Origin of the sequence: Streptomyces sp. NPDC056628 (assembly GCF_042792555.1) — a bacterium.
In the GTDB taxonomy this organism is placed as follows: domain Bacteria; phylum Actinomycetota; class Actinomycetes; order Streptomycetales; family Streptomycetaceae; genus Streptomyces.
The window spans coordinates 153,091-179,312 of the sequence record NZ_JBHTWG010000011.1; the positions used below are offsets into that span (position 1 = coordinate 153,091).

22 protein-coding genes are annotated in these 26,222 nt (G+C 73.1%); 5 read left to right on the top strand and 17 right to left on the bottom strand.

Going from position 1 to position 26,222, the window contains the following annotated elements; all coding sequences use genetic code 11:
• Nucleotides 1-45 precede the first annotated feature (45 nt).
• On the bottom strand, nucleotides 46-1,131 hold the full coding sequence (locus ACFRAC_RS16940) for a prephenate dehydrogenase (protein ID WP_382924661.1): 1,086 nt from the start codon (nucleotides 1,129-1,131) through the stop codon (nucleotides 46-48).
• On the bottom strand, nucleotides 1,128-1,490 hold the full coding sequence (gene aroH, locus ACFRAC_RS16945; protein ID WP_382924662.1) for a chorismate mutase: 363 nt from the start codon (nucleotides 1,488-1,490) through the stop codon (nucleotides 1,128-1,130). The genes ACFRAC_RS16940 and aroH overlap by 4 nt, the downstream gene beginning before the upstream one ends.
• A 245-nt stretch (nucleotides 1,491-1,735) precedes the next feature.
• On the opposite strand from aroH, the gene ACFRAC_RS16950 reads away from it, so the two are divergent.
• Both ACFRAC_RS16950 and ACFRAC_RS16955 read left to right on the top strand, forming a co-directional pair.
• A complete protein-coding gene (locus ACFRAC_RS16950; protein ID WP_382924663.1) occupies nucleotides 1,736-2,161 on the top strand; it encodes a Rieske (2Fe-2S) protein in 426 nt (141 codons plus the stop codon).
• A gap of 22 nt (nucleotides 2,162-2,183) precedes the next feature.
• Nucleotides 2,184-2,927, top strand: a complete 744-nt coding sequence (locus ACFRAC_RS16955; RefSeq protein ID WP_382924664.1) for a DNA polymerase beta superfamily protein — start codon at nucleotides 2,184-2,186, stop codon at nucleotides 2,925-2,927.
• Here ACFRAC_RS16955 and ACFRAC_RS16960 read toward each other — a convergent pair.
• From ACFRAC_RS16960 to ACFRAC_RS17015, 12 genes are all read right to left on the bottom strand, one after another.
• Nucleotides 2,853-3,596 (bottom strand): DNA polymerase beta superfamily protein, encoded by a 744-nt coding sequence (locus ACFRAC_RS16960; RefSeq protein ID WP_382924665.1) that lies wholly within the window; start codon nucleotides 3,594-3,596, stop codon nucleotides 2,853-2,855. The genes ACFRAC_RS16955 and ACFRAC_RS16960 overlap by 75 nt on opposite strands.
• A 3-nt stretch (nucleotides 3,597-3,599) precedes the next feature.
• The gene (locus tag ACFRAC_RS16965) at nucleotides 3,600-4,622 is read right to left on the bottom strand and encodes an ADP-ribosylglycohydrolase family protein (protein ID WP_382924666.1); all 1,023 of its coding nucleotides are present in this window, start codon (nucleotides 4,620-4,622) and stop codon (nucleotides 3,600-3,602) included.
• On the bottom strand, nucleotides 4,619-5,356 hold the full coding sequence (locus ACFRAC_RS16970) for an NUDIX domain-containing protein (protein WP_382924667.1): 738 nt from the start codon (nucleotides 5,354-5,356) through the stop codon (nucleotides 4,619-4,621). Before ACFRAC_RS16970 ends, ACFRAC_RS16965 begins: the two co-directional genes overlap by 4 nt.
• A gap of 268 nt (nucleotides 5,357-5,624) precedes the next feature.
• Entirely contained in the window at nucleotides 5,625-6,740 is a 1,116-nt protein-coding gene (locus tag ACFRAC_RS16975; protein WP_382924668.1) for a pseudouridine synthase, read from the bottom strand.
• Nucleotides 6,740-7,390, bottom strand: a complete 651-nt coding sequence (scpB, locus tag ACFRAC_RS16980; protein ID WP_382924669.1) for an SMC-Scp complex subunit ScpB — start codon at nucleotides 7,388-7,390, stop codon at nucleotides 6,740-6,742. Before scpB ends, ACFRAC_RS16975 begins: the two co-directional genes overlap by 1 nt.
• Nucleotides 7,387-8,520, bottom strand: coding sequence for a segregation and condensation protein A (locus ACFRAC_RS16985; RefSeq protein ID WP_382924670.1), 1,134 nt, complete (start codon nucleotides 8,518-8,520; stop codon nucleotides 7,387-7,389). The genes scpB and ACFRAC_RS16985 overlap by 4 nt, the downstream gene beginning before the upstream one ends.
• An 18-nt stretch (nucleotides 8,521-8,538) precedes the next feature.
• Nucleotides 8,539-9,108 (bottom strand): hypothetical protein, encoded by a 570-nt coding sequence (locus ACFRAC_RS16990; protein ID WP_382924671.1) that lies wholly within the window; start codon nucleotides 9,106-9,108, stop codon nucleotides 8,539-8,541.
• Entirely contained in the window at nucleotides 9,093-10,229 is a 1,137-nt protein-coding gene (locus tag ACFRAC_RS16995; RefSeq protein ID WP_382924672.1) for a ParA family protein, read from the bottom strand. The genes ACFRAC_RS16990 and ACFRAC_RS16995 overlap by 16 nt, the downstream gene beginning before the upstream one ends.
• A 399-nt stretch (nucleotides 10,230-10,628) precedes the next feature.
• Entirely contained in the window at nucleotides 10,629-11,753 is a 1,125-nt protein-coding gene (ald, locus tag ACFRAC_RS17000) for an alanine dehydrogenase (RefSeq protein WP_382924673.1), read from the bottom strand.
• Nucleotides 11,754-11,888: 135 nt separating this feature from the next.
• Nucleotides 11,889-13,985: a tetratricopeptide repeat protein gene (locus ACFRAC_RS17005; RefSeq protein WP_382924674.1), complete on the bottom strand. Its 2,097-nt coding sequence runs from the start codon at nucleotides 13,983-13,985 to the stop codon at nucleotides 11,889-11,891.
• Nucleotides 13,986-14,153: 168 nt separating this feature from the next.
• Complete coding sequence (locus ACFRAC_RS17010) at nucleotides 14,154-14,780, bottom strand: NUDIX domain-containing protein (RefSeq protein ID WP_382924675.1); 627 nt, start codon at nucleotides 14,778-14,780, stop codon at nucleotides 14,154-14,156.
• Nucleotides 14,781-14,862: 82 nt separating this feature from the next.
• A complete protein-coding gene (locus tag ACFRAC_RS17015; RefSeq protein WP_382924676.1) occupies nucleotides 14,863-16,530 on the bottom strand; it encodes a CTP synthase in 1,668 nt (555 codons plus the stop codon).
• Between the two features lie 500 nt (nucleotides 16,531-17,030).
• On the opposite strand from ACFRAC_RS17015, the gene ACFRAC_RS17020 reads away from it, so the two are divergent.
• From ACFRAC_RS17020 to ACFRAC_RS17030, 3 genes are all read left to right on the top strand, one after another.
• Complete coding sequence (locus ACFRAC_RS17020) at nucleotides 17,031-18,833, top strand: glycoside hydrolase family 15 protein (RefSeq protein ID WP_382924692.1); 1,803 nt, start codon at nucleotides 17,031-17,033, stop codon at nucleotides 18,831-18,833.
• Nucleotides 18,834-18,900: 67 nt separating this feature from the next.
• Nucleotides 18,901-20,283, top strand: a complete 1,383-nt coding sequence (locus tag ACFRAC_RS17025) for an FAD-binding protein (protein ID WP_382924677.1) — start codon at nucleotides 18,901-18,903, stop codon at nucleotides 20,281-20,283.
• Nucleotides 20,284-20,350: 67 nt separating this feature from the next.
• Nucleotides 20,351-22,027, top strand: coding sequence for a PucR family transcriptional regulator (locus tag ACFRAC_RS17030; RefSeq protein ID WP_382924678.1), 1,677 nt, complete (start codon nucleotides 20,351-20,353; stop codon nucleotides 22,025-22,027).
• 11 nt (nucleotides 22,028-22,038) lie between these two features.
• Here ACFRAC_RS17030 and ACFRAC_RS17035 read toward each other — a convergent pair whose 3' ends face one another.
• The 3 genes from ACFRAC_RS17035 to recN all read right to left on the bottom strand — a co-directional run bounded on the left by ACFRAC_RS17035 (nucleotide 22,039) and on the right by recN (nucleotide 26,046).
• Complete coding sequence (locus ACFRAC_RS17035; protein ID WP_382924679.1) at nucleotides 22,039-23,178, bottom strand: glycosyltransferase family 4 protein; 1,140 nt, start codon at nucleotides 23,176-23,178, stop codon at nucleotides 22,039-22,041.
• A gap of 332 nt (nucleotides 23,179-23,510) precedes the next feature.
• A complete protein-coding gene (locus ACFRAC_RS17040; RefSeq protein WP_382924680.1) occupies nucleotides 23,511-24,275 on the bottom strand; it encodes a hypothetical protein in 765 nt (254 codons plus the stop codon).
• A 52-nt stretch (nucleotides 24,276-24,327) separates the two neighbouring features.
• Nucleotides 24,328-26,046, bottom strand: coding sequence for a DNA repair protein RecN (recN, locus tag ACFRAC_RS17045; protein ID WP_382924693.1), 1,719 nt, complete (start codon nucleotides 26,044-26,046; stop codon nucleotides 24,328-24,330).
• Nucleotides 26,047-26,222 lie beyond the last annotated feature (176 nt).

Below are 26,222 nucleotides of genomic sequence, written 5' to 3' on the forward strand. Positions count from 1 at the left end.
CCGGCCGCGCCCGGAACGGACGGCCGGCGCCGGCCGCGGGGCCGCCTACTGCCGGATCGCCCAGCCCCGCTCCCGCAGGGCCGCGGTGAGCACCGGGGCCGCCTTGGGCTCCACCATGAGCTGCACCAGACCGGCCTGCTGCCCGGTGGCGTGCTCGATGCGGACGTCCTCGATGTTGACGCCGGCCCGGTCGGCGTCGGCGAAGATCCGCGCCAGCTGTCCGGGCTGGTCGTCGATGAGCACGGCCACGACGTCGTAGACCCGCGGGGCCGTGCCGTGCTTGCCGGGGACCCGCACCTGGCCGGCGTTCCCCCGGCGCAGGACGTCCTCGATGCCGGCCACGCCCTCGAGCCGCTTGTCCTCGTCGGAGGACTGCAGTGCCCGCAGCGCCCGGACGGTCTCCTCCAGGTCGGCTGCGACGTCCGTGAGCAGGTCCGCGACCGGTCCGGGGTTCGCGGAGAGGATGTCGATCCACATCCGGGGGTCGGAGGCCGCGATCCGGGTCACGTCCCGTACGCCCTGGCCGCACAGCCGGACGGCCGCCTCCTCGGCGCCCTCCAGGCGGGCGGCGACCATGCTGGACACCAGGTGGGGCATGTGGGAGACCAGGGCGACCGCGCGGTCGTGGGCGTCGGCGTCCATCACGACCGGGACCGCGCGGCAGTGCGAGACCAGTTCCAGGGCGAGGTTCAGCACCTCGGTGTCGGTGTCCCGGGTGGGGGTGAGTACCCAGGGGCGGCCCTCGAAGAGGTCGCCGGTGGCGGCCAGCGGCCCGGACTTCTCACGGCCCGACATCGGGTGGGTGCCGAGGTAGGCGGACAGGTCGAGGCCCAGCGCCTCCAGCTCGCGGCGCGGTCCGCCCTTGACGCTGGCGACGTCGAGGTAGCCGCGGGCGACGCCCCGGCGCATCGCGTCGGCGAGGACGGCCGCCACGTGCGCGGGGGGCGCGGCGACGATCGCGAGGTCGACGGGGCCGTCGGGCGCCTCGTCCGTGCCGGCGCCGAGCGCGGCGGCTGTGCGGGCCTGCTCGGGATCGTGGTCGGCGAGGTGGACGGTGACGCCCCGCTGGGACAGGGCGAGGGCGGCGGAGGTGCCGATGAGTCCGGTGCCGATGACGAGTGCGGTTCTCACTGGGCGATGTCCTTGCGCAGGGCGGCCGCGGCACCGAGGTAGACGTGGGCGATGCCGGCGCGGGGCCGGTCGGACTCGATGTGCGCGAGGATCCGGACGACCCGGGGCATGGCGCCCTCGACGTCGAGTTCCTGGGCGCAGATCAGCGGGACGTCCACGATCCCGAGCTTGCGGGCGGCGGCCGCGGGGAAGTCGCTGTGCAGGTCGGGGGTGGCCGTGAACCAGATGCTGATCAGGTCGTCCGCGGTGAGGTCGTTGCGTTCGAGGACGGCGGTGAGCAGGGCTCCGACCCGCTCCTCCATGTGCCCGGCCTCGTCCCGCTCCAGCTGGACGGCCCCCCGGACCGCTCGTACCGCCACGGCGCTGCTCCTCGCTGACGTACCGATCGCCTCTACGCCGGTCCAGCCTAGTCAGCCCGCACGCCGCCCACGCACCGCGCCCGTACGCTGAGACACCGCCCGGGACGGGCCGAATGCTCGATTTGCGGTGTGGTTCCCGAATTACCACTTCTTGGGCTCTTTGGATGCGAAGATGCTGCTGCTCCTGTCCGGAGCGGGTCGCCCCCGACCTCTTCGCCCCTTCCGCGCACCCCCGGAGTGACGACATGACCAACCGTCCGACGCGACGCGACCTCCTCATCGCGACGGGCACGGCGGGCGCCGCGGCGCTCACCGTCAGCTGCGGCGACTCCGGCGGCGACTCGTCGTCGAGCACCTCCCCCGGCCGGTCGGGCGCTACGCCCGGCCAGGAGCTCACCACGACCGACGACATCCCGGTGGGCGGCGGCAAGATCTTCGCCGACGAGAAGGTGGTGGTGACCCAGCCGGAGGCCGGCGAGTTCAAGGCGTTCTCCGCCGTCTGCACGCATCAGCAGTGCCTGGTCACCACCGTCGCCGACGGCACGATCGACTGCCCGTGCCACGGCAGCAAATTCAAGATCACGGACGGTGCGGTGGCGCACCCGCCGGCCACCCAGCCGCTGCCGCCGAAGGACATCGTGGTGGAGGGAAAATCGATCCGCCTTGTGTGACCGGCCCCGTACGCTGCCGGGCATGCGCCCCGAGACCCTGGTCCGCGACCACACGATCTACTCCTGTGTCATGGGGTCGCGCGCCTTCGGTCTGGCGACGGACGGCAGCGACACCGACCGCCGGGGCGTGTTCCTCGCCCCCACCGCCCTGTTCTGGCGCTTCGACAAGCCGCCCACGCATGTCGAGGGACCGCTGCCCGAGCAGTTCGGCTGGGAGCTGGAACGCTTCTGCGAGCTGGCCCTGCGCGCCAACCCGAACATCCTGGAGTGCCTGCACTCCCCGCTCGTCGAGTACGCCGACACCACCGGGCACGAGCTCCTCGCCCTGCGTGAGGCGTTCCTGTCCCGGCAGGCGTACGAGACGTTCACGCGGTACGCGCTCGGCCAGCGCGGAAAGCTGGAGGCGGCCCTGCGCGCGCACGGCACCCCGCGCTGGAAGCACGCCATGCACATGCTGCGCCTCCTGGCGAGCGCCCGCGATCTGCTGCGCACCGGCCGCATGACGGTCGACGTGGGCGACGCGCGCGCGTCCCTGCTGGAGGTCAAGCGCGGCGAGGTCCCCTGGCCGGAGGTGGAGTCCCGGATGACCCGCCTCGCCGCACAGGCGGAGGAGGCGCTGCACCGCAGTCCGCTGCCGGCCGAGCCCGACCGGCGCCGGGTGGAGGACTTCCTGGTCCGGGTCCGGCGCGCCTCAGCCCTCGAGCCGTACGCGGACGACGAAGGCGTGCAGGGCGTCGTGGCCGCTCGGGGCGTCGGGCAGCGCTGAGGCGGCCTGCGCCTCGTCGAGCACGGCGTGCAGACGCTCCACGTCGGCCGCCACGCGCGCGTGGTCGACGCCCGCCTCCCCGTGCTCGCGTTCGGCCTTCGCGGCGATCAGCTCGGGCAGGTAGGCGGGCGCGTCGACCGCCTGGAGCAGGGTGGGCAGGTGGGGCTCGACCTCGCCGCTGCGCATCAGGTGGATGCCGGTGAGCAGCACACGGAAGGTGTACAGCAGCGGTTTGAGCTCCCCGGTCCGCTCGAACAGCCGCCACTGCGTGGTGGCGAACCCCCGGTAGTGGTGGGCGTGGTGCGCGGTCAGCACGCCCGGCGCGAGCTCGGCCAGCTCGCGGTGGGCGTCGGTGGTGTGCACGACCAGCGGCGAGAGCAGCTGCTCCAGCACATAGCCGTTGCGGCGCAGCATCAGCCGTACGAACTTGCGCAGGTCGTGGGTGACCAGGTCCATCTCCACGCCGTCGCGCACCCACATCCGTGAGCGTGTCTCGTCCGGCTCCCGCAGCCCGACGAGGTCGGCGGCCGGCAGCAGGTGCACCCCGCGCAGGTCGACGTCCGAGTCACGTGACGGGAAGCCGTACAGGTGGGCGCCGGAGACGGTCGCGAACAGCACGGGGTCGGGCTGTTCCGCGACGACGGGGGCGAGGTCGAGGGCGTCGAGCATCGGTCAAGCGTCCCAGAGCGCTCCGAGGGCCATCAGGTCGCCCCGGTACTCGATCCGTCCGGCCCAGTCGGCGGGCCAGGCGTCCGCGCCGAGGTGGGCTCCGGCGAACGCCCCGGCCAGGCAGGCGATCGAGTCGGAGTCCCCGGCCGTGCAGGCGGCCCGGCGCAGGGCGGTCAGCGGCTCGTCGACGAACCAGAGGAAGCACAGCAGACCGGTGGCCAGCGCCTCCTCGGCGATCCAGCCCTCGCCGGTGGCCAGGCAGGGGTCGGTCTCCGGCGACACGGACCGGACGGCCTCCTGGAGCCGGTCCAGCACGGCCAGGCAGTCGTCCCAGCCGCGCGCGATGAAGTGCTCGGGGGTGGGGTCCTGGGAGCGGGTCCACAGGTCGCCGAGCCAGCGCTCGTGGTAGCGCGTGCGGTTGTCGTAGGCGTACGACCGCAGCAGCCCGACCAGTCCGGCCGGGTCGGCGCCGTGCGCGAGGAGGTGTACGGCGTGCGCGGTCAGGTCGGAGGCGGCGAGCGCCGTGGGGTGCCCGTGGGTGAGCCCGGACTGCAGCTGTGCGGCGCCGGCGCGCTGTTCGTCGCCGAGTCCCGGGACGAGGCCGAGGGGGGCGACACGCATGTTGGCGCCGCAGCCCTTGGAGCCGATCTGTGAGGCGTCCTGCCAGGGCCTGCTGTCGTCCTTCAGCAGATTGCAGGCGACCAGGCAGGTCCTGCCCGGCGCCCGGTTGTTCTCCGGTGACCGGTACCAGTCCACGAATTCCTCACGTAGGGGCCGCTCCAGCCGCTTGGGCCCGAGCAGACCCCGGTCCATCGCCGTCCGCAGCCCCTTCCCCAGCGCCAGGGTCATCTGGGTGTCGTCGGTGACGATCGCCGGCGCCGGCAGGGCCATCTGCCGCCACGGCCCGCACTTGGCGAGGATCGACGGCACGTCGTTGAACTCCGTGGGGAAGCCGAGCGCGTCACCGAGGGCGAGGCCGAGCAGGGAGCCGGTGGCGGCGCGCTTGCGGACGGTGGTGGCGGTCATGCGGGGCGTCCTTCCGGGGTGGGCCTGAGCAGGGGCGGGTGGAGGGTGGTCGCGGTGCCCGCGCGGTACAGCGCGGCGGGTTTGCCGCGGCCGCCGGTGAGCCGGGCCGCGCCGGGGACGGGTTCGACGAAGCCGGGGGTGGCGAGCACCTTGCGCCGGAAGTTGGGCCGGTCCAGGGCGGTGCCCCACACCACCTCGTAGACCTTCTGGAGCTCGCCGAGCGTGAACTCGGGCGGGCAGAAGGCGGTGGCGAGACCGGAGTACTCCAGCTGGGCGCCGATCCGCTCGTGGGCGTCGGCCAGGATCCGGTCGTGGTCGAAGGCGAGCGGCCGGGCCTCGTCGTACGGCACCCAGCGGGCCTGTGCCGCGTCGCTGCCGCCGTGCGGTTCGGGCGGGTCGGGCAGCAGGGCGGTGAAGGCGACGGTCACGACCCGCATGCGGGGGTCGCGGTCCGGCTCGCTGTAGGTGCGCAGCTGCTCGAGGTGGAGGCCGCTGACGTCCGACAGGCCGGTCTCCTCGGCGAGTTCGCGCCGGGCGGCCGTCTCGGCGGACTCGTCGGGCTGCACGAAGCCGCCAGGCAGGGCCCAGTGGCCCCGGTACGGCTCCTGTCCGCGCTCGACGAGCAGGACGTGCAGGGCTCCGTCGCGCAGGGTGAGGACGGCGAGGTCGGCGGTGACGGCGAAGGGCTCGTGGGCGTGCTTGTCGTAGCCGTCGGGCACGACGGGTCCGGGCATACCGGGCCACCCCCTTAATGGTCAGCACGACTATTAGTCACTCTGACCCTAAAGGCTCGGCGCACGCTTCCACAACACCCGCGGCCCGCGCATCGGCGGCAAAGGCCCCGCAGGGCCCCCTGGCGGCCTTCTGCGGCCCTCCGGAGCCGGAGCCCGCCCCTGAGGCCTCTCGCCCCTTCCCGGCCCCCCACAGGCCCACGGGGGGCGGGAAACGCGACGGCCGGCCCGGGGAGTCCCGGACCGGCCGTCGCCACGCACACACGCGCGTCTACAGATCGACTTCGTTCATCAGCATGCCGACCTCGGTGTTCGACAGCCGGCGCAGCCAGCCGGACTTCTGGTCGCCGAGGGTGATCGGGCCGAAGGCGACCCGCACCAGCTTGTCGACCGGGAACCCGGCCTCGGCCAGCATGCGGCGCACGATGTGCTTGCGGCCCTCGTGCAGGGTGACCTCGACCAGGTAGTTCTTGCCGGTCTGCTCGACGACCCGGAAGTGGTCGGCGCGCGCGTAGCCGTCCTCCAGCTGGATGCCGTCCTTGAGCCGCTTGCCCAGGTCGCGCGGGATCGGGCCGACGATGTGCGCGAGGTAGGTCTTGCGCACGCCGTACTTGGGGTGGGTGAGGCGGTGGGCCAGCTCGCCGTGGTTGGTGAGCAGGATGACGCCCTCGGTCTCGGTGTCGAGCCGCCCGACGTGGAACAGCCGGGTCTCCCGGTTGGTGACGTAGTCGCCGAGGCACTGCCGGCCCTCGGGGTCCTCCATCGTGGAGACGACGCCGGCGGGCTTGTTGAGCGAGAAGAACTGGTACGACTGCGTGGCGACGGTCAGCCCGTCGACCTTGATCTCGTCCTTCTCGGGGTCGACCCGCAGGCCCTGCTCGACGACGATCTCGCCGTTGACCTCGACGCGCGACTCGTCGATCAGCTCCTCGCAGGCGCGCCGCGAGCCGTAGCCGGCGCGCGCGAGCACCTTCTGCAGCCGCTCGCCCTCCTGCTCGGCGCCCGGGAACGTCTTGGGCGGCTTGACGTCCTTCTTGCCCGCGTACCGCTCGCGGTTGCGCTCCTCGGCACGCGCCTCGTACTCGCGGGACGTGGCCGGGACCGAGCGGCCCCGCTGCAGGGGCTTCTTCGGCCCGCCCTTGGCACCTCCGCGGGCCGTGGGGCCGCGACCCGACTTGGGGCCCTCCTGGGTGGCGCCGGGACCCACGTCGTAGCGTCGCTCCTCCGGGCGCGGCTTCTTCGGACGACCGCCCTGCCGGTCGTCGCGGTCGTTGCCGGCACCGCGGTGATGACCGCGGCCACCGCCGCTCCCGCCGCGGCCGCCGCTGTTGCCACCACGGCTCCCGCCGTTGTTTCCGCTGCTGTTCCTGCCGCTGCTGCTTCGCATCAAAGTTCCGTCTTGTCGTCTGCGTCCTCGGAATCCGGGGCGTCCGGATCGAACGACGGGACCGCTTCCAGTGTCTCGGCCTCGATCGCCTCCGCCTCGGGGAGGAAGGGCGCGAGTTCGGGGAGCTCGTCCAGGCCGCGCAGGCCCATCCGCTCCAGGAAGTAGTTCGTCGTCCTGTACAGGATCGCACCTGTTTCGGGTTCCGCGCCCGCCTCCTCGACCAACCCGCGCTGCAGCAGGGTGCGCATCACGCCGTCGCAGTTCACCCCGCGCACGGCCGAGACGCGGCTGCGGCTGACCGGCTGGCGGTACGCGACGACCGCGAGGGTCTCCAGGGCGGCCTGGGTGAGGCGGGCCGTCTGCCCGTCCAGCACCAGGCGCTCGACGGCCGCCGCGTACTCGGGCCGGGTGTAGAAGCGCCAGCCGCCCGCGACGAACCGCAGCTCGAAGCCGCGGCCCTGCACGGCGTACTCGTCGGCGAGCTCCCGCAGCGCGTCCGCGACCTGCCGCCGCGGCCGCTCCAGCAGCTTCGCGAGGTGCTCCTCGGCCGCGGGCTCGTCCACGACCATGAGCATCGCCTCCAGGGCGGGCTTGAGGTCGAGGTCCGCGACGGCGCCCGACCCGGCGGGCAGCCCGGTGATCTCGCTCACACCTTCTTCTCCTCCTGCTCGGGCGGCTCCGGCGGCCGGTCGAACTCGTCGGTCACCCTCGGCTGCGCGTCCCCGGCCCCGCCGGTCCAGCGCACCACGAGGTCGCCGAGCGCCGTCTCCTGGTCGAGGGCCACGGCCTTCTCGCGGTACAGCTCGAGCAGCGCCAGGAAGCGCGCCACGACCGTGAGGGTGTCGTTTGTGTCCGCCACGAGGTCCCGGAAGCTCGCCTCGCCCAGCTCCTTGAGCCGCGCGACGACGATCCCGGCCTGTTCCTGCACGCTGACCAGCGGCGCGTGGATGTGCTCGACGTACACCTGCGGCTTCGGCTTGGGCTGCATCGCCTTGACCGCGAGCCTGGCGAATCCTTCCGCCCCGATGCTGATGACCACCTCGGGCAGCAGCTCGGCTTGGTGCGGTTCCAGGCCGACGGTACGGGGGTAGCGGCGCGCCTCGTCGTCGAGCCGCCCGCTGAGGATGTCGGCGATCCGCTTGTACGCCCGGTACTGCAGCAGCCGCGCGAACAGCAGGTCCCGCGCCTCCAGGAGCGCCAGGTCGGCCTCGTCCTCCACCTCGGCGGCGGGGAGCAGCCGGGCCGCCTTGAGGTCCAGCAGCGTGGCGGCGACCACCAGGAACTCCGTCGTCTCGTCCAGGTCCCAGTCCGGTCCCATGGCCCGGATGTGCGCCATGAACTCGTCGGTCACCTTGGACAGGGCGACCTCGGTGACGTCCAGCTTGTGCTTGGAGATCAGCTGGAGGAGCAGGTCGAAGGGGCCCTCGAAGTTGGCGAGCCGGACCTTGAAGACACCGTCGGTCTCCGCGTCGGCGCCGTCCCGCGGCGCCGGGGTCTCCACGGCCACCGCCGTCGGGACGGCCCGCGGTTCCGGCTCGGCGACGGCGGGCACTGCCGTCCGCACGGCGAGCGACGGCTCGGGCGCGCGGCCGGCCGGCCGCTCCTGCGGCGCGGGCGCCGGAGCCTCGGGAGCGCCGGGGTCGGGTTCCGGTTCCGCGGGCGACCGCTCCGGTGCCGGAACCGGCGGGACCGCCGGCGCCGCGCCCGGTCCCCTGCCCAGCGCACGCCGGCGGCCGGCGGGGGCGCCGGCGCGCGGGGCGGGGAGGTCGTTCGAGGTCATGGCCCCCGCAGGCTACCGCTACCGCCCGCGGAGCCGTCGTACGAGAATGCTGGCGTCGCCCCGGCTCTCCAGGTCGGCCAGGACCACGGCCACCGCCTCGCGGACGATCCGCCCGCGGTCGACGGCGAGCCCGTGCTCGCCGCGGAGCACCAGACGCGCGTGCTCCAGATCCATGAGTTCCTCGGCGGAGACGTAGACGGTGATCTTCTCGTCGTGCCGTTCGCGTCCGCTGGGCCTGCGTGCGGCGGCACGTCCCCGCTTGCGCGGCGCTGCGGCGCCCCCGGCAGAACCTTCCTGCGCGCCCTGACGCCGTCCGGAGCGCTCCGCGGCGGCGGACCGGCTGCGGGACTCCCCCGCCTCGGCCTGCTCGGTGTCGGCGGCCACGTGCTCGGCGCCCTCGCCGTCGCCGCCCTGCGCGGGCACCGACTGCGGCCCGTCCTCGGCGGCCGCGGCGTCACTCTCCCCCGCGGGGGCCGGCACCCGGGCCTCGCCGTTGGCCGGGCGCCGGGGAGTGGACGGCTGGAGCGCCGTACCCCCTGTCGTGCGGAACAGTTCGTCGGCCCCCGGCAGACTCACTCGGCGTGACACCGGGCGAGCACCTCCCTGGCGAGCTGGCGGTAGGCGGCGGCACCGACGGAGTTGGAGGCGTACGTGGTGATCGGCTCACCGGCGACCGTGGTCTCCGGGAAGCGGACCGTCCGCCCGATGACCGTGTGGTAGACGTGGTCGTCGAACGCCTCGACCACGCGCGCCAGGACCTCACGGCTGTGGACCGTGCGCGAGTCGTACATCGTGGCGAGGATCCCGTCGAGCTCCAGCTCCGGGTTCAGCCGCTCCTGGACCTTCTCGATGGTCTCGGTCAGCAGCGCCACGCCGCGCAGGGCGAAGAACTCGCACTCCAGCGGCACGATCACCTTGTGCGCGGCCGTCAGGGCGTTGACCGTGAGCAGGCCGAGCGAGGGCTGGCAGTCGATGACGATGAAGTCGTAGTCGTCCATCAGCGGCTTCAGGGCCCGCTGGAGCGTGGACTCCCGGGCGACCTCGCTGACGAGCTGGACCTCGGCGGCGGACAGGTCGATGTTGCTGGGCAGCAGGTCCATGTTGGGGACCGCCGTCTTCAGCAGCACCTCGTCGGCCGACATGCCCCGCTCCATGAGCAGGTTGTAGACCGTGAGGTCGAGCTCCATCGGGTTCACACCGAGTCCGACCGACAGCGCGCCCTGCGGGTCGAAGTCCACCAGCAGCACGCGGCGACCGTACTCGGCGAGGGCGGCACCCAGGTTGATGGTCGACGTCGTCTTGCCGACGCCGCCCTTCTGGTTGCACATCGCGATGATCTTCGCGGGACCGTGGTCGGTCAGCGGACCCGGGATCGGGAAGTACGGCAGCGGGCGTCCGGTCGGGCCGACGCGCTCGCGGCGCTGCCGGGCAGCGTCGGGCGCGAGGGTGGCCGCGTACTCGGGGTCGGGCTCGTACTCCGCGTCGGGGTCGTAGAAGTGCCCTTCGGGCAGTTCGTCGTAGTCGGCGAAGTGGTTGCGGGGCGCGCCACTTCCGTCGCCGGCCATGGCGTTCACGTGATGGCCATCCATGCTCTTGTTTGCTGTCAGAGCCGTGTGGGGGCTGGTCTGGCTCTGGTGGGCTGCGAAGGTTCGGACAGCGACGGAGCCGACAGCCTCGAATCCCGCGGGACCCTGGCCCCGTACAGGCATTCCTGGTTGACCACCCCCGGGAGAAAATGTCGACTCATTCACAAGTCGTCTTACCTCCTTGGTGACCAGGAAACTTCTAGACAGGTCAGCGTGGCACCATGCCGACGGTTGGCGACTCTATGGCGTGTCGGCGGTTCGCAGCAACACAATCCACCGGACCGGGCAGATGTGTCGACAATGAAACATCCCGCTGTCAAGGGCGTACGACCGTCGCACAGCAGGTTTCACCGGTGTGCGAATCGGGCGAAGGGTTGCGTTCGAGGCGAGTTGACCGAGCGTCGCAAAGTGACCATACACACATCCAGCCGGACCTTTTCGAGCAAGGTCCGGCTGGGTGCGCGGGGTTGACGACCTGTGTTGACGTATCGCCTTTACCAGAAAGTGACTTGCCGGTCCGGCTCAGCCGAGGAGCGACTCGAGCTCGACGTGCTCCAGGCCGTGCGCCTCGGCGACCTCGCGGTAAACGACCTTGCCGTCATGCGTGTTGAGGCCCTTGGCCAGCGCGGGGTCACGGCGCAGCGCCTCGACCCAGCCCTTGTTGGCCAGCTCGACGATGTACGGCAGCGTGGCGTTGGTCAGCGCGTAGGTGGAGGTGTTGGGCACCGCGCCGGGCATGTTGGCGACGCAGTAGAAGACCGAGTTGTGGACCAGGAAGGTCGGCTCGGTGTGCGTCGTCGGACGGGAGTCCTCGAAGCAGCCGCCCTGGTCGATCGCGATGTCGACAAGGACACTTCCCGGCTTCATGCGGGAGACCAGCTCGTTGGTGACCAGCTTCGGGGCCTTGGCGCCGGGGATGAGGACGGCGCCGACGACGAGGTCCGCCTCCAGGCAGGCCTTCTCCAGCTCGAAGGCGTTGGAGACGACGGTCTGGATCTTCGTGCCGAAGATCTTGTCCGCCTCGCGCAGCTTGTTGATGTCCTTGTCGAGCAGGGTCACGTGGAAGCCCAGGCCGATGGCGATCTGCGCGGCGTTCCAGCCGGAGACACCTCCGCCGATGACCACGGCACGGCCGGCGAGCACACCGGGGACACCACCGGGCAGCACACCGCGGCCGCCGTTGGCGCGCATCAGGTGGTAGGCGCCGACCTGCGGGGCGAGGCGACCCGCGACCTCGGACATCGGGGCGAGCAGCGGCAGGGCGCGGTTGGGCAGCTCGACCGTCTCGTAGGCGATCGCGGTGGTGCCGGACTCGATGAGGGCGTCCGTGCACTCCTTGGACGCGGCCAGGTGCAGGTAGGTGAAGAGCGTCTGGTCCTTGCGGAGGCGGTGGTACTCCTCGGCGACGGGCTCCTTGACCTTCAGCACCAGGTCGGCGGCGGCCCACACCTCGTCCGCGGTGGGCAGGATCCGGGCGCCCGCGGCCACGTACTCGCTGTCCGGGATCGACGAGCCGAGTCCGGCGCCCTGCTCGACGACGACCTGGTGGCCGTTGCGCACCAGCTCGAGCACGCCGGCGGGGGTGATGGCCACCCGGAACTCGTTGTTCTTGACCTCGCGGGGGATGCCGACCTTCACGTCGATCACGGTCCTTGACTCAGGGGGTGTGGGGCATTGCTACACAATCCCGGGCATGCGGTGGCATACCAGGAGACACCGCAGGAGAAGGTGCGGCAGAGCCAGTCTAATGAAGGCGTTCCCGCTGTCTAGCCTTTCATTGCATCAATCTTCGTTCGATGTGCTACGGATTTCGCAGGCGTCAGCGTCGTGTTTCGGCTCGAGGGCCTGGTCCGCGGGCCCGGACCCGGCCGCATCGGCCTCCTCGGCCGCATCGGTCTCCTCCACCAGGATCCGCCGCGCGGCGCCCCGGTGCAGCTCAGCGGCCGCGGGATCGCCGAGCCGGTCCAGGGTGTCGGCGAGCCGCAGATACAGCGCGCCCTGGAGCCGTACGTCCTCGGCGCGGCGGGCCAGTTCCACCGCCTCCTGGCAGGTGCGCAGCGAGTCGTCGAGCCGCCCGGCGTACTCCTGGACCCGGGCCAGCTCACTCAGGGCACGCGCGTGACCTGCGACGTCGCCGTTCTTGCGGTGCACGGCGATCGCGGCCCGCCAGTCGCGCCGGGCCTCTCCGTACCGGCCGGCGTAGGTGTGCGCCTCGGCGGTCCTGGCGTACAGCCGGGCGGTCTCGGCGCGCTCCCCGCGGGCCAGCCGCTGGGCGAGGGCCCGGCCGAACCAGTCGGCGGCCCGGTCGTAGTCCCCGAGCTCCAGGTGGGCGCCGCCTACGGATTCCATCGCGCGGCCGGTCGCATACGGGTCGTCCGCCTCGCGTCCGGCGTCCAGCGCGGCCCGGAACCGCGTCAGCGCCTCGCGGGTCCGCCCCGTGCGGGCGTCCAGGTCGCCGAGGTTCAGCAGGGCCGCCGCCTTCTCCCTGGGCAGGTTCCGGCGCTCGGCCACGTCCAGGACGAGACCGTGGATCTCGTACAGGTCGCCGGCGGCGGCCTGGGTGCCGAAGTGCGCGGCCATCGCCCTGACCAGCTGCGACATCAGGCGTCTGGCGAGGGTGTCCAGCTCCCCGTCGGCGACCGCGGCCCGGGCCGAGGCCAGCAGGGCGGGCCGGCGCAGGCGCAGCCAGTCGGCGGCCGCCCGGGGGTTCGGGAAGCGCAGGGCGCGGGGCACGTCGAGGAGCTTCCGGCGGGTCTCGGGGCTGTCGGTCTCGGTGATCGCCCGGCAGGACTGGAGCAGCCGTACGGTCCGCTCCAGCATGCGGGCGCGGGCGAGCTGCACCTCGGCGGGCCGGTCCTGGGTCTCGCTGAGGGCCTGCAGGAGCGGGTGCAGACAGCCCGGGACCCGGTACTGCGGCAGCGGCGAGTCGACGCGGTGCAGCAGCCCGAGGGCGGCCAGGTCCTCCAGGGTGCGGTGGGCGCCGTCCACCGAGCAGCCGGCGAGGGCGGAGGCGACGTGCGGGTCGACGAGGCCGGCGGGGGCCAGCGTCAGCAGGCGCAGCGTCCGGGCGGCGGGCACGGGCAGCGAGGCGTGGACGAGTCTCAGCAGGCGGCCGAGCGGGGTGCCCTCCTCGCCCTCGGCCCGCAGTTGTTTAGCCAGGTCGGAGACGGCGGACTTGGGGCGGGCCGCGAGCCAGCCGCCGGCCAGCGTCAGCGCGGCGGGCTGCCCCTGGCACACCTCCACGAGCCCTTCGGCGGCCCTCGGGTCGACGGTGATGCGGACGGAGCCGGAGAGCCGGGTGAGCAGTCGCACGGCCGACTTGGTGTCGAGGCCGCCGAGCGTGCAGGGCCGGACGTCGGAGATGCCGGTCAGCGGGCCGCCGGAGACGACGACGGCCAGGCACTCCGGGGTGTCCGGCAGCAGCGCGTCGACCTGCTCGGCGTCGGCCGCGTCGTCGAGCAGCAGCAGGGCCCGGCGATCGGCCAGCGCCTCGCGCAGGGCCGCCGCCAGGTCGTCCTCGGCGGCGCCGGGCGGTGCGGGCACGTCGAGGTCGGTGAGCAGGTCGCGGGCGGTGCGCGCGACGGGTACGGGGGTGCCGTCGGGCTCGCTGAGCCGGGCGCGGAGCACACCGTCGGGGTAGCGGCCGGCCACCTGGCGGGCCAGTTCCCCGGCGAGTGCCGTACGGCCGGAACCGGGGCGGCCGGCGATGAGCAGGACGCGCGCGCGGGGTGCTTTGCGGCCGGAGAGGGTGTCCAGGCCCGCGCGCTCGATGTCGGCGCGCAGCTCCTTCAACTCGCGCGTGCGGCCCAGGAAATGACTGCCGTCGGGGGTCCGGGCCGACGTCCGGACGTCGCCTGTGTCCACCACCTGGTCCGTCACGGGCCACACTCCCGTCCCACGCACGCGCAAGCCCGCCGGGACTCCGGTTCGGGCGTGCTCAGAGCCTAGTTGACGCTCTGGTACGTTCCGGGCGGAGTGCGGCGGGCACGGCGGGGACATCGCCCGATCGGATCAGCCGATCTTCACACTGCGGGTGCTGCGCTCCGGTCAGGAGGCGAAGGGCCGCGCGGGCCAGGGGGCCTCCGCCGGGCGCAGCGCGTCCAGCCCGTCGCCGGTGCGGGCGGCGACCAGCGACAGCACGCCCACGACGAGGCAGTTGTTGTGCACGTCACCGGCGAGGACGTGGCGGACGAGGTCGTCGACCGGCACGCGCGCGTGCTCCATGTCGGCCTCCTCGTCCTCCACCACGAACCGCTCGCCCTCGGCCTCGGACAGCTGCCGGGCGAGGAAGATCCGCACGGCCTCGTCGCAGCCGCCCGGGCTGGTGTAGACGTCGGTCAGGACTCGCCAGTCCTCGGCCTTGACGTGGGCCTCCTCGTACAGCTCGCGCTGGGCGGCGTGCAGAGGGTTCTCGCCGGGGACGTCGAGCAGGCCGGCGGGGATCTCCCACAGCTTGTGGCGGACCGGGTGGCGGTACTGCTTGATGAGCAGCACACGGTCCTCGTCGTCCAGGGCGAGCACGGCGACCGAGCCGGGGTGGACCTGGTAGTCGCGTCGCACCACCGAGCCGTCCGGCATGACCACGTCGTCCGTGCGGACGGAGGTCTTGTTGCCCACGAAGGGGGTCTCGGTCGCCCGGACCTCCCACTCCTCGGGGGTGTCCTTGATCGTCATGCCCTGCCCTTCCACGTGCGCAAAGAAAACCGGGGCGCCCACCGTTGAAGGTTCGCGCCCCGGCCACCGTACAACTCTCGTGTTACTTCGAAATCTTGCGCTCCACCGCGGCCTTCACGAGCCCGGCGAACAGCGGGTGCGGGCGCGTCGGGCGCGACCGCAGCTCCGGGTGGGCCTGCGTGGCCACCAGGTAGGGGTGGGTCTCGCGCGGGTACTCCACGTACTCGACGAGCTTGCCGTCGGGCGAGGTGCCGGAGAACAGGATGCCCGCCTTCTTCTCCAGCTCGGCCCGGTAGGCGTTGTTCACCTCGTACCGGTGGCGGTGCCGCTCCTCGACGTACTCCTTGCCGTCGTACACCTCGCGCACGATGGAGCCCTCGGCCAGCTTGGCCGGGTACATGCCGAGCCGCATCGTGCCGCCCATGTCGCCCTCACCGGCGACGATGTCCATCTGCTCGGCCATCGTGGAGATGACCGGGTGGGAGGTGGCCGGGTCGAACTCGGTGGAGTTGGCGTCGGAGATGTCGGCCAGGTTGCGTGCGGCCTCGATCACGATGCACTGCAGCCCCAGGCACAGGCCCAGCAGCGGGATCTTGTTTTCGCGGGCGTACTTGATCGCGCCGACCTTGCCGTTCACCCCGCGCTCACCGAAGCCGCCGGGGATGCAGATGCCGTCCACGTCACCGAGCTGGGCGGCGGCGCCGGCCGGCGTCTTGCAGTCGTCCGAGGTGACCCACTTGATCTTCACGCGGGCCTTGTTGGCGAAGCCGCCCGCGCGCAGCGCCTCGGTGACCGAGAGGTAGGCGTCGGGCAGGTCGATGTACTTGCCGACCAGCGCGAGGGTGATCTCGTGGTCCGGGTTGTGGACGCGGTCGAGCAGATCGTCCCAGGTCGTCCAGTCCACGTCGCGGAACGGCAGGTCGAGCTTGCGGACGACATAGGCGTCCAGTCCCTCGCCGTGCACGGTCTTCGGAATGTCGTAGATGGACCGCGCGTCGGGGCAGGCCACCACGGCCGCCTCGTCGACGTCGCACATCAGCGAGATCTTCCGCTTGATCGCGGTGGGGACCTCACGGTCGCAGCGCAGCACGATCGCGTCTGGCTGGATACCGATGTTGCGCAGGGCCGCAACCGAGTGCTGCGTCGGCTTCGTCTTCAGCTCCCCGGAGGGGCCGATGTACGGCAGGAGCGAGATGTGGACGACGAAGACGTTGTCGCGGCCGACCTCGTGGCGGACCTGGCGGACGGTCTCCAGGAACGGCAGCGACTCGATGTCGCCGACCGTGCCGCCGACCTCCGTGATGACGACGTCGACCTCGTCCGTCGCCATGCGGCGGATGCGATGCTTGATCTCGTTGGTGATGTGCGGGATGACCTGCACGGTGTCGCCGAGGTACTCGCCGCGCCGCTCCTTGGCGATCACCGTGGAGTAGACCTGGCCGGTGGTGACGTTGGCCGATCCGTCCAGGTCACGGTCGAGGAAGCGCTCGTAGTGGCCGATGTCCAGGTCGGTCTCGGCACCGTCGTTGGTGACGAACACCTCACCGTGCTGGAAGGGGTTCATCGTGCCAGGGTCGACATTGAGGTACGGGTCGAGCTTCTGCATGACGACGCGGAGACCACGCGCCTTCAGGAGCATGCCGAGGCTGGAGGCCGTCAAGCCCTTGCCGAGCGAGGAGGCGACACCCCCGGTGACGAAGATGTGCTTGGTCGTCGTGGCTGCGTTGGTTCGGAAAGCAGCGGGCGGCATGGGCAAGAGGGGGCTCCCGTGGTCGCGATCTTGAAGTGCGGTTCGGGGGTCTTCACGCCCACCGGTCCACGGGCTACCAGGGTATCAGCGACCGGGACCGATCCCTTCCGGCCACGCTCCGCGCACGCTCCGGCACGGATCCGCACACTTCACCGGGCCCCCACGGCCCGGTCACCCACTGCTCACCCGTTCGGCCGACCCGGGTTGCCCGGAGCGGCACGCAGATCATCTACGTGCGTCGTATCCTGCTCGGACATTCGCTGCCGAGCCCGGCCGGCACAAGGGCACCACCCCACGCCCGCACGCACCGGAACAACGAGAGCTCGTCAGTTCGTCGAGCAGAGATCGTCGAGCAGTGACCACCGTTTTGCCTCACGGCCGGGGCGACTGCTTTGCTTCACCGCTCAACGACGTTTTACAACCACCCCTTGACCGCACTAGCGAGAGCCCCCTTGTCGCACCGAGGAGGGGGTGACGTGGCCGTTCGACTGGAGTTGCACGTGGCCGGGCGCATCGAAGACTACGCACTCATCGGAGACATGCAGACCGCGGCGCTGGTCTGCCGGGACGGCACAGTCGACTGGCTGTGCCTGCCCCGCTTCGACTCGCACGCCATCTTCGCCGGCCTGCTGGGCACCGAGGAGCACGGCTTCTGGCGGCTCGGGCCGGCGCACGCCTCCGACTCCCAGCCGCCGACGGCGACCCGCCGGGGGTACCGGGGCGACTCCCTGATCCTGGAGTCCGAGTGGGACACCCCGCGCGGCACGGTCCGGGTGATCGACTTCATGCCTCCCCGGGACGGCGCGCCCCAGCTCATCCGCATCGTGGAGGGCGTCTCCGGCCGGGTGCCGATGCGCTCGACGCTGCGGATGCGCTTCTCGTACGGCCGGGTGGTGCCGTGGGTGCACAAGCACGAGGGGCGTACGGTCGCCGTCGCCGGGCCGGACTCCGTGTGGTTCGACACGGACGCCGAGACCTACGGCAAGTCGCTGACGACCTACTCGGACTTCACGGTCGCGCCGGGCGAGCGGATCGCCTTCACCATCTCCTGGGAGCCCTCGCACAAGCAGCCCCCGGCCCTCCCCGAGCCGGAGCAGTCGCTGGAGGCCACGGAGGACTTCTGGCGCGACTGGGTCGAGCACTGTACGTACCACGGGCCCTACCGCGAGGCGGTCATCCGCTCCCTGATCACCCTGAAGGCCCTCACGTACGCCCCGACGGGCGGCATCGTCGCCGCCCCGACGACCTCCCTTCCCGAGGACATCGGCGGCGTGCGCAACTGGGACTACCGCTACACCTGGCTGCGCGACGCGGCGATCACCCTGTCGTCGCTGCTGCGCACCGGCTACCGCGAGGAGGCCCGCGCCTGGCGCGAGTGGCTGCTGCGAGCGGTCGCCGGCGACCCGGAGAACCTGCAGATCATGTACGGCATCGCCGGTGAGCGCGAGCTCGGCGAGGCCGAGCTGGACTGGCTGCCGGGCTACGAGAACTCGACCCCGGTGCGGGTCGGCAACGGCGCCGCCCACCAGCTCCAGCTCGACGTGTACGGCGAGGTCACCGAGGCGCTGCACCTGGCCCACATGACGGGCCTCGCCCGCAACGACTACGCCTCCCTGCTCCAGCTGAAGCTGATCCGCTACCTGGAGGACCACTGGGACGAGCCGGACGAGGGCATCTGGGAGGTGCGCGGCCCGCGCCGCCACTTCGTGCACTCCAAGGTCATGGCCTGGGTCGCCGTGGACCGGACGATCAAGCTCATCGAGTCCGGCGACGCGGACGGCCCGCTGGAGCGATGGAAGGAGCTGCGCGACGAGATCCACCGGGACGTGTGCGAGAAGGGCTACGACAAGGAGCGCAACACGTTCACGCAGTCGTACGGCTCGAAGGAGCTGGACGCCGCCCTGCTGCTGATCCCGCAGGTGGGCTTCCTGCCGCCGGACGACAAGCGGGTCATCGGCACCGTCGAGGCGATCCAGCGCGAGCTGTCCACGACGGACGGCTTCATCCTGCGCTACCCCACGGAGGGCGAGGACGAGGGCGTCGACGGTCTCCCCGGCGACGAGGGCGCCTTCCTCGCCTGCTCGTTCTGGCTGGCGGACGACCTGGCGATGATCGGCCGCGTCGACGAGGCCCGCAAGCTGTTCGAGAAGCTGCTGTCGCTGCGCAACGACCTCGGTCTGCTCGCCGAGGAGTGGGACCCGGTCCGCCAGCGCCAGGTCGGCAACTTCCCGCAGGCCTTCAGCCACGTCCCCCTGATCGACACCGCGCTGCGCCTGACGGCGTCGGGGGCCTACGGCGGCTGAACAGGAGCGGCGGCCGGAGCCTGCCTAAGGTGGGAGCCATCAGCCCCTGCGCGGAAGGGGGCGCCTCATGGCCTCCCATTCGAAGGCGGGCGCGGCCCTCGCCGCGCTGCGCGAGGAACTGGTGGGCGATGTGTTCGCCCCGTGGGACGCGGGCTACGACGAGGCGCGCACCGTCTTCAACGCCATGATCGACAAACGGCCCGCCGTCATCGCGCAGTGCGTCAACGAGGACGACGTCGTGCGGGCCGTGCGGTTCGGCAGGGACCTCGACCTGAACATCGCGGTGCGCGGCGGCGGGCACAGCGTCGCCGGCTCGGCCGTCAACGACAACGGGCTCGTCGTCGATCTGCGGCACATGCGCGCGGTCTCGGTCGATACCGCGGCCGAGGCGGTGCGGATCGCGGGTGGCGCCACCATGAGCGACCTGGACCGGGCGTGCCGGCCGCACGGCCTGGCCACCACCGGCGGCCGGGCCTCCACGACCGGGGTCGGCGGCTTCGTCCTCGGGGGCGGCACCGGCTGGCTGGGCCGCTCGTTCGGCCTGGCCGTCGACAACCTCCTCGCCGTCGAACTCGTCACCTCGGACGGCGGCGAGCGGGTCCACGCGAGCGCCGACGAGAACCCGGAGCTGTTCTGGGGCCTGCACGGCGGCGGCGGCAACTTCGGGGTCGCGACCGCCCTCACCCTGAGGCTCCACCCCCTGCCCGACTTCGCGATCGCCCTGCTGCTGTACCAGCCGGAGTTCGGCCGCGAGGTGACCCGCACCTACCGCGAGGTGATCGCCGCGGCTCCCGACGAGGCGAGCGGGGCGGTGCTGTATCTCACCGGGCCGCCCGAGGACTTCGTGCCCCCGCACCTGGTCGGCTCGCTGCTGTGCGGCGCGCTGCTCACGTACGCCGGGTCCGAGGAGGACCTGCGCAAGCTGGCCCAGCCCCTGCTGGCGCTGCCGCACGAGCAGGAGATCGTCGGCGCGATGCCGTACGCCGACGTCCAGCGCATGCTCGATGATCCGCCGGGGATGCGGAACTACTGGTCGGCCGAGTATCTGACGGGCGTGCCCGACGCCTACGTGGACGTGTTCTGCGCGGCCGGCGAGGCCCTGCCGCCCGGCGGCACCATCCTTCTGCTGTTCCCGCAGGGCGGGGCGATCGCGGCGGGCCCGCACGACTACCCGGTGCCCTACCGGGACGCGCCCTGGGCCGTCCACCCCTTCGCGATCTGGGAGGACCCCGCGGACGACGAGCGGTGTGTGCAGTGGGTGCGGGACGTGCGCGCCGGCGCGCGACCGTACAGCACGGGCGCCGTGTACCTCAATTTCATCGGGGACGAGGGCACGGACCGCGTGGAGGCCGGACTGGGGACCGAGAACACCCGGCGGCTCGCCGCCCTCAAACGCCGCTACGACCCGGACAACGTGTTCCGCTTCAACCACAACATCGCTCCGGCCTGACGGGCGGACTCCGTCGTCGCAGGGTGCTGATGTGCCGCCGGGGCGCGCCCGCGGGTAGCGTCCGGCTATGGACAGCCGCAGGGACAGCGCGTTCGACACCCACAGCGCCGGGATCACCGTGCGCCGGGCCCTGGAGCTGCCCGGACTGCGCAGCGGGCTGCCCGAGGTCCTCGCGGGCGGCGACCGGCTGGGGCGCACCGTGCGCTGGGTCCACGCGGGCGAGGTGCCCAACATCGCCTCGCTGCTCAAGGGCGGGGAACTGCTGCTGACCACGGGCTACGGCCTCGGCACCCGGCCCGCCGACCAGCGGGCGTTCGTGCGCACCCTGGCGGACCGGGGCATCGCGGCCCTGGTGGTGGAACTCGGCGCACGCTTCAGCCGGCTGCCCGCCGCGCTGGTCGACACGGCGCGCGCGGCGGGGCTGCCGCTGGTCCAGCTCCATCGCGAGGTGCCGTTCGTCACGGTCACCGAGGAGATCCACACCGAGATCGTCAACGGCCACTACGCGCTGCTGCAGCGGGCGGAGGAGGTGCACCGCCGGTGCACGGAGGCGCTGCTCGGCGGGGGCGGGGTGCCGCAGGTGCTCGCCATCCTGGCCGACTTCGCCGGCAACCCGGTCTTCCTGGAGACCTCGGACGGCCGGCTGCTGTACGCGGCGGGCGCCGGGCCCGAGGGCACGGATCCGCTGCAGGTGTGGGAGGGCCTGCGCGGCCCGCACAAGGAGGCGCCGCCGCCCGCCGGGTCGGTGCTGGTCGAGGTGCCCGGCGGCGGCGCGGGCACCGGGTCGGTGCGCGCCCGGCTCGTTCTGCTGCCGGTGCGCGCGCCGCTGGCGCCGGTGCACCGGATCGCGGCGGAGCGCGCGGCGGGCATCCTGGCCGTGGTGCTGATGCAGGCGCGGCAGGAGGAGGAGCTGGCCGCCCGGGGGCGGGGCGACTTCCTGACCGATCTCGCGGAGGGCCGGGTCACCCCGGAGGACGCCCCGGCGCAGGCCCGGGTGCTGGGCTTCAAGCCGGGTTCCGGTCCGCTGCTGCCGGTCGTGATGCGGCTCGGCGACGGGCTGGCGGCGCCCGGGGGTGCGTCCCGCCCCGGCGCGGAGAGCGGAGGCGGCTGGGCGGTGCTGGCCCGCGCGGTCGGCGAGGAGCTGGCCTCGGTGGGGGTGCCGGTGCTGCTGGGCGTGCGGCCGGTGGAGGGCCGGGTGCCGCTGCTGCTGGGGCTGCGCTCGGAGTCGGAGCGGCCGGCGGTGGCGGACCGGGTCGCGGCGGCGCTGCGGGCGGGCGCGGAGCGGGCCGGGATGCGGCGGCCGGGCGCGCCGCCGCCGGTCGTGGTCGTCGGGGAGGCGGGCGGCTGGCCGGCGGCCTCGGCGTCACTGCGGCACGCGGCGGAGACGGCGACGGCCGCGCAGGGGCTGCCGGACGTGCCCTGGTACGACGCCCGGCGGCTGGACATCGACCTGTTGCTGTGGCGGCTGCGCGACCATCCCGGCCTGGCGGCGTTCGTGGACCGGGCGATCGGCCCGCTGCGCGCGCACGACGAACGGTCCCGGCCGCCCCTGCTGCCCACGCTGGAGACGTACCTGGCGCACGCGGGCCGCAAGGCGGAGACGGCCCGCGAACTGCATCTGAACCGGCAGACGCTCTACAACCGCCTCGCGCGCATCGGCGAGTTGCTCGGCACCGACCTCGACGACCCGCACACGGTGCTGGCGTTGAGCCTCGCGCTGCGGGCGCGGCGGTACGTGCCGTAGGCCCGGGCGGTTCAGATCATGGGCTGGGGCTGCGTCAACTCGTCGTAGACGCTGAGGACCTGGGCCACGGTCTCGTCCTCGGTCGGCCAGGTCGCGGCCTGCCGCACCCCGCGCTCCCTGAGCAGGTCCCGCCGGGCGGGATCGCCGAGGAGCCGCACGACGGCGGCGGCGAGGGCGTGCGCGTCGCCGTACGGGACGAGTTCGGCGGCGTCGCCGACGAGTTCGGGCACGCCGCCGGCCCCGGTGGCGACGAGCGGCACGCGCGCGTGAAGTGCCTCCTGGGCGAGGACGGACCGCGCCTCCCAACGGCTGGGCAGCAGCGCGATGTCGGCGGCGGCCAGCAGGTCGGTGACGTCGTCGCGGCGCCCGAGGAGGCGTACGGGCAGGGCCTCCTCCTCGATCCGCTGCTGGAGCGCGGCCCGCAGCGGTCCCTCCCCAGCGATCACGACGAGCGGCGCGGGATCGAGGGCCCGCCAGGCGCGCGCGGCGTCCAGCAGCACGTCGTACCCGCGGTGCCGTTCGAGGGCGCCGACCGCGATCAGCAACGGGCGTCCGGTGGCGCCGAGTTCGGCGCGGGCCTTGGCGGTGAGCCGGTCGGGGTCGTCGCGCTCGGCGGCCGCCCGGCGCGGCCGGGGCAGGGCGACCGCGGCGAGCCGGGCGTCGCGCGCGCCGGTGCGGCGGGCCCTCTCGACCAGGGCGGAGGTGGTGCCGAGCACCACGGAGGCGTTCCTGACGACCCGTCGCTCCAGCAGCCGGACGAGATGCGCCCGGGCGCCCTCGGCGTGGGCCCGGTCGTGCCAGGTGACGACGAGCGGCGTACGCCGGCCGCTCAGCGCGAGGACGCTGCGGAAGGAGGCGTGCAGACCATGCGCGTGCACCAGGTCGGCGTCGGCGCACGCGGCGCGCAGGGCGGCCACCGAGGCGGGGTCGCTGCTGCGGGGCACGTGCGCGTGTTCGGCTCCGGCGCCCTGGAAGTCGTAGAGGTGATCGGCTTCGAGGGGGGCGCATACGGTGACCCGCACGCCCCGCGCGACCAGCCCCGAGGACAGCGATCGCACATGCGCGCTACTGCCGGCGTTGCCGCCGCCCAGTACCTGCACGGTGCGCAGCGACGACTGGCCGTGCGGTGAGTGGCTGCTCACGGGGGTCACGTGGCCAAGTCTCCTGCTTCGGGTCGGGCAGTCACGAAGAACGTACAGAAGGATCGGGCGGAGGGGGTGTACGCCTGAATCCCTACGCGTACGACATGTTTACGCCAAGGATGCCAGGACGCGGGGCCGTTCCGGGACCGGTGGGAGGGAGGTGGCCGGGCAACGCGGCACGGCGGGTCACCTGCACGAGTGAGGCGCATGGCGGACGGTCCACGAACACGCGCGCGTGGTGCGCTTTTCGGCACCCGCCGTGATCCCGTGCGCCGGATCGGCCCTCTCCTGCGATCGCGCCCCCGCGCCCCGCCGCGCGCCCGTCCGGTGCCGACGCCGTCTCAGACCGGGCCCGCCCCGCCCGCGACGGCGCTCACCGTGTCGCCGTACACGGCCGCCGCGACCACGGCGGCGGCGTGGACGGCCAGTCCGGTACGGCCGTTGCCCGCGACGACGGCGGCGCCGAGGGCCGCGCCCAGCGCGTGGGCACCGGTGTCGCCGATCATCGTCCGCTCCGCCAGGTCGTCGGCGAGCACGGGGGCGACGGCCCCCATGGCGGCGGCGGCGATCCGGGCACCCGGCCCGGCGCGCAGCAGCCCCGGCGCTCCGAGCGCCAGCACACCCAGGGCGGCCCGCCCCGGCCGTACGTCGACCAGGTTCACCGCGTGGGCGGCCCCGGCGATGACCACGCCCGCGAGCAGCCTGTCCAGAGGCCGCTCCTTGAGGACGGCGCCCGCGACGAGCCCGGCCGCCGAGATCCCGGCCAACTTGACGAGACCGCTGGTGACTTCGCCGTCCCGCAGGGCGGACAGATGGGCGCGGAAACCCCGCCTGGAGTCACCGGCCCCCGCGATGTCGTCGTAGGCGCCGCAGGCCCCGGCGACGGCCACGGCGAATCCGGCGGCGGGCGACACACGCGCGGTTCCCAGCGCGGTGGCGAACGCGCAGGCCGGCCCGGCGTGCAGCGTCACGGTCCGGCCCGCGTAGTTCTTCCGCTCCCAACGGCCCGGCCCACCGGGGGACTTGGCGCGCAGCACGCCACCGACGGCCCGGGTGAGGACCGCGGAGAGGGCGAAGGAGGTGACCCGGCGGGCGCGTTCGATCATCCGGCCAGCCTAGGCGGCACCACTGACAACGCCCCCGCCGGGCCCTGACTCCCTACACGTCCGCGCGGGCCGTCTCCAGCAGTTCCTCGGCGTGCGCCCGGGCCGCCTCCGAGTCCTCCTGGCCGGCGAGCATCCGGGACAGCTCCCTGATGCGCTCCTCGCCCTCCAGGACCTTCACACCGGACCGGGTGACGGACCCGTCGTTGGTCTTCTCCACCAGCAGCTGCCGGTCGGCGAACGCGGCGACCTGCGGCAGATGGGTCACGACGACCACCTGGGCGGACTTGGCCAGCCGGGCCAGCCTGCGCCCGATCTCCACGGCGGCCTTGCCGCCGACGCCCGCGTCGACCTCGTCGAAGAGGTAGGTCGGCACCGGGTCGGTGCCGGCGAAGACCACCTCGACGGCGAGCATCACACGCGAGAGCTCACCGCCGGAGGCGCCCTTGGCGATCGGGCGCGCCGGCGCCCCGGGGTGCGGGGCGAGCAGCAGCTCGACCTCGTCCGCGCCGGACGGGCCGTAGGCGACGGTGCGCCCGCCGACCTCCACGCCCTCCGGGTCCTCGGTCTGCCGGATCGCGAACGACACGCGCGCGTGCGGCATGGCGAGCGAGGCCAGCTCGGCGGTCACGGCCGCCGCGAACCGCTCCGCGGCCTCCGCGCGCGCGTCGGTCAGGGCCTGGGCGAGCCCGCCCAGCTCGGCGCGGAGCGCGTCGCGCTCCGCGGTCAGCTCCTCGATGCGCTCGTCGTCGCCGTCCAGCTCGGTCAGCCGCCGGCCGCTCTCCTCGGCCCAGGCGAGCACGGCGGCGACGTCCTCGCCGTACTTGCGGGTCAGCCCGGTCAGCGCGGCCCGCCGTTCCTCGACGGCCGCCAGCCGCAGCGGATCGGCGTCCAGGTCGTCGGCGTACCCGGCCAGCTCCCCGGCGACGTCGCCGAGCAGGATGCCGATCTCCCCGATCCGGTCGGCCAGCGCGGACAGCGCCGGGTCGTGCGACCGGACGGCTTCCAGGGCCCGCTGGGCGCCCGCGACGAGCGTCGCCGCGTCGATGCCCTCGGGGTCCTCCGGATTGCCCGCGAGGGCGGCGTGCGCGGCCGTGGCGGCCGACGACAGCGCCTCGGCGTGCCCGAGCCGCTCGGCCTCCTCGGCGAGCTCGACGTCCTCACCGGCCCGCGGCTCGACCGCGGCGATCTCGTCGAGCCCGAACCGCAGCAGGTCGGCCTCCTGGGCGCGCTCCCGCGCGCGCGTGACGATCTCCTCCAGCTCCGTGGAGACCGCCCGCAGCCGCCGGTACGCCTCGCCGTACTTGGCGAGCGGCACGGCGACGGCGTCCCCCGCGTACCGGTCGAGCGCCTGCCGCTGCCGGGTCAGCTTCAGCAGACCCTGCTGGTCGGTCTGCCCGTGCACGGCCACCAGCTCGTCGGCGAGCTCGGCCAGCATCCCCACGGGGACGCTGCGCCCGCCGAGGTACGCGCGGGACCGCCCTTCGGCGGAAACGGTACGGCTGATGAGCAGCGCGCCGTCGTCGAGCTCGGCGCCTGCCTCCTCGGCCCGTACGGCGGCCGACGCGTCCGGGGGAACGGTGATCCGTCCCTCCACGACCGCCTTCTCGGCCCCGATCCGCACCAGCGCCGGGTCCGCTCGCCCTCCGAGCAGCAGCCCGAGGCTCGTGACGACCATGGTCTTGCCCGCGCCCGTCTCACCCGTGACGGCGGTGAATCCGGGCGACAGCTCGACCACCGCGTCGTCGATGACTCCGAGCGACCGTATCCGCATCTCCTCCAACACGGACACGACCTTACGAGGTCCGGGGCCGGGGATGCGACGGGCCCCGGTCCCAGTCGTGTGAAGGTCCAGGTGACGAATGGGTACGGACCCCACCTTGTCACCCGGGCGGGTGGCCTTTTCCCAGGTCCCCGGGTCGTGTCCGCGACGCCCCCGCCCGCCGTCCG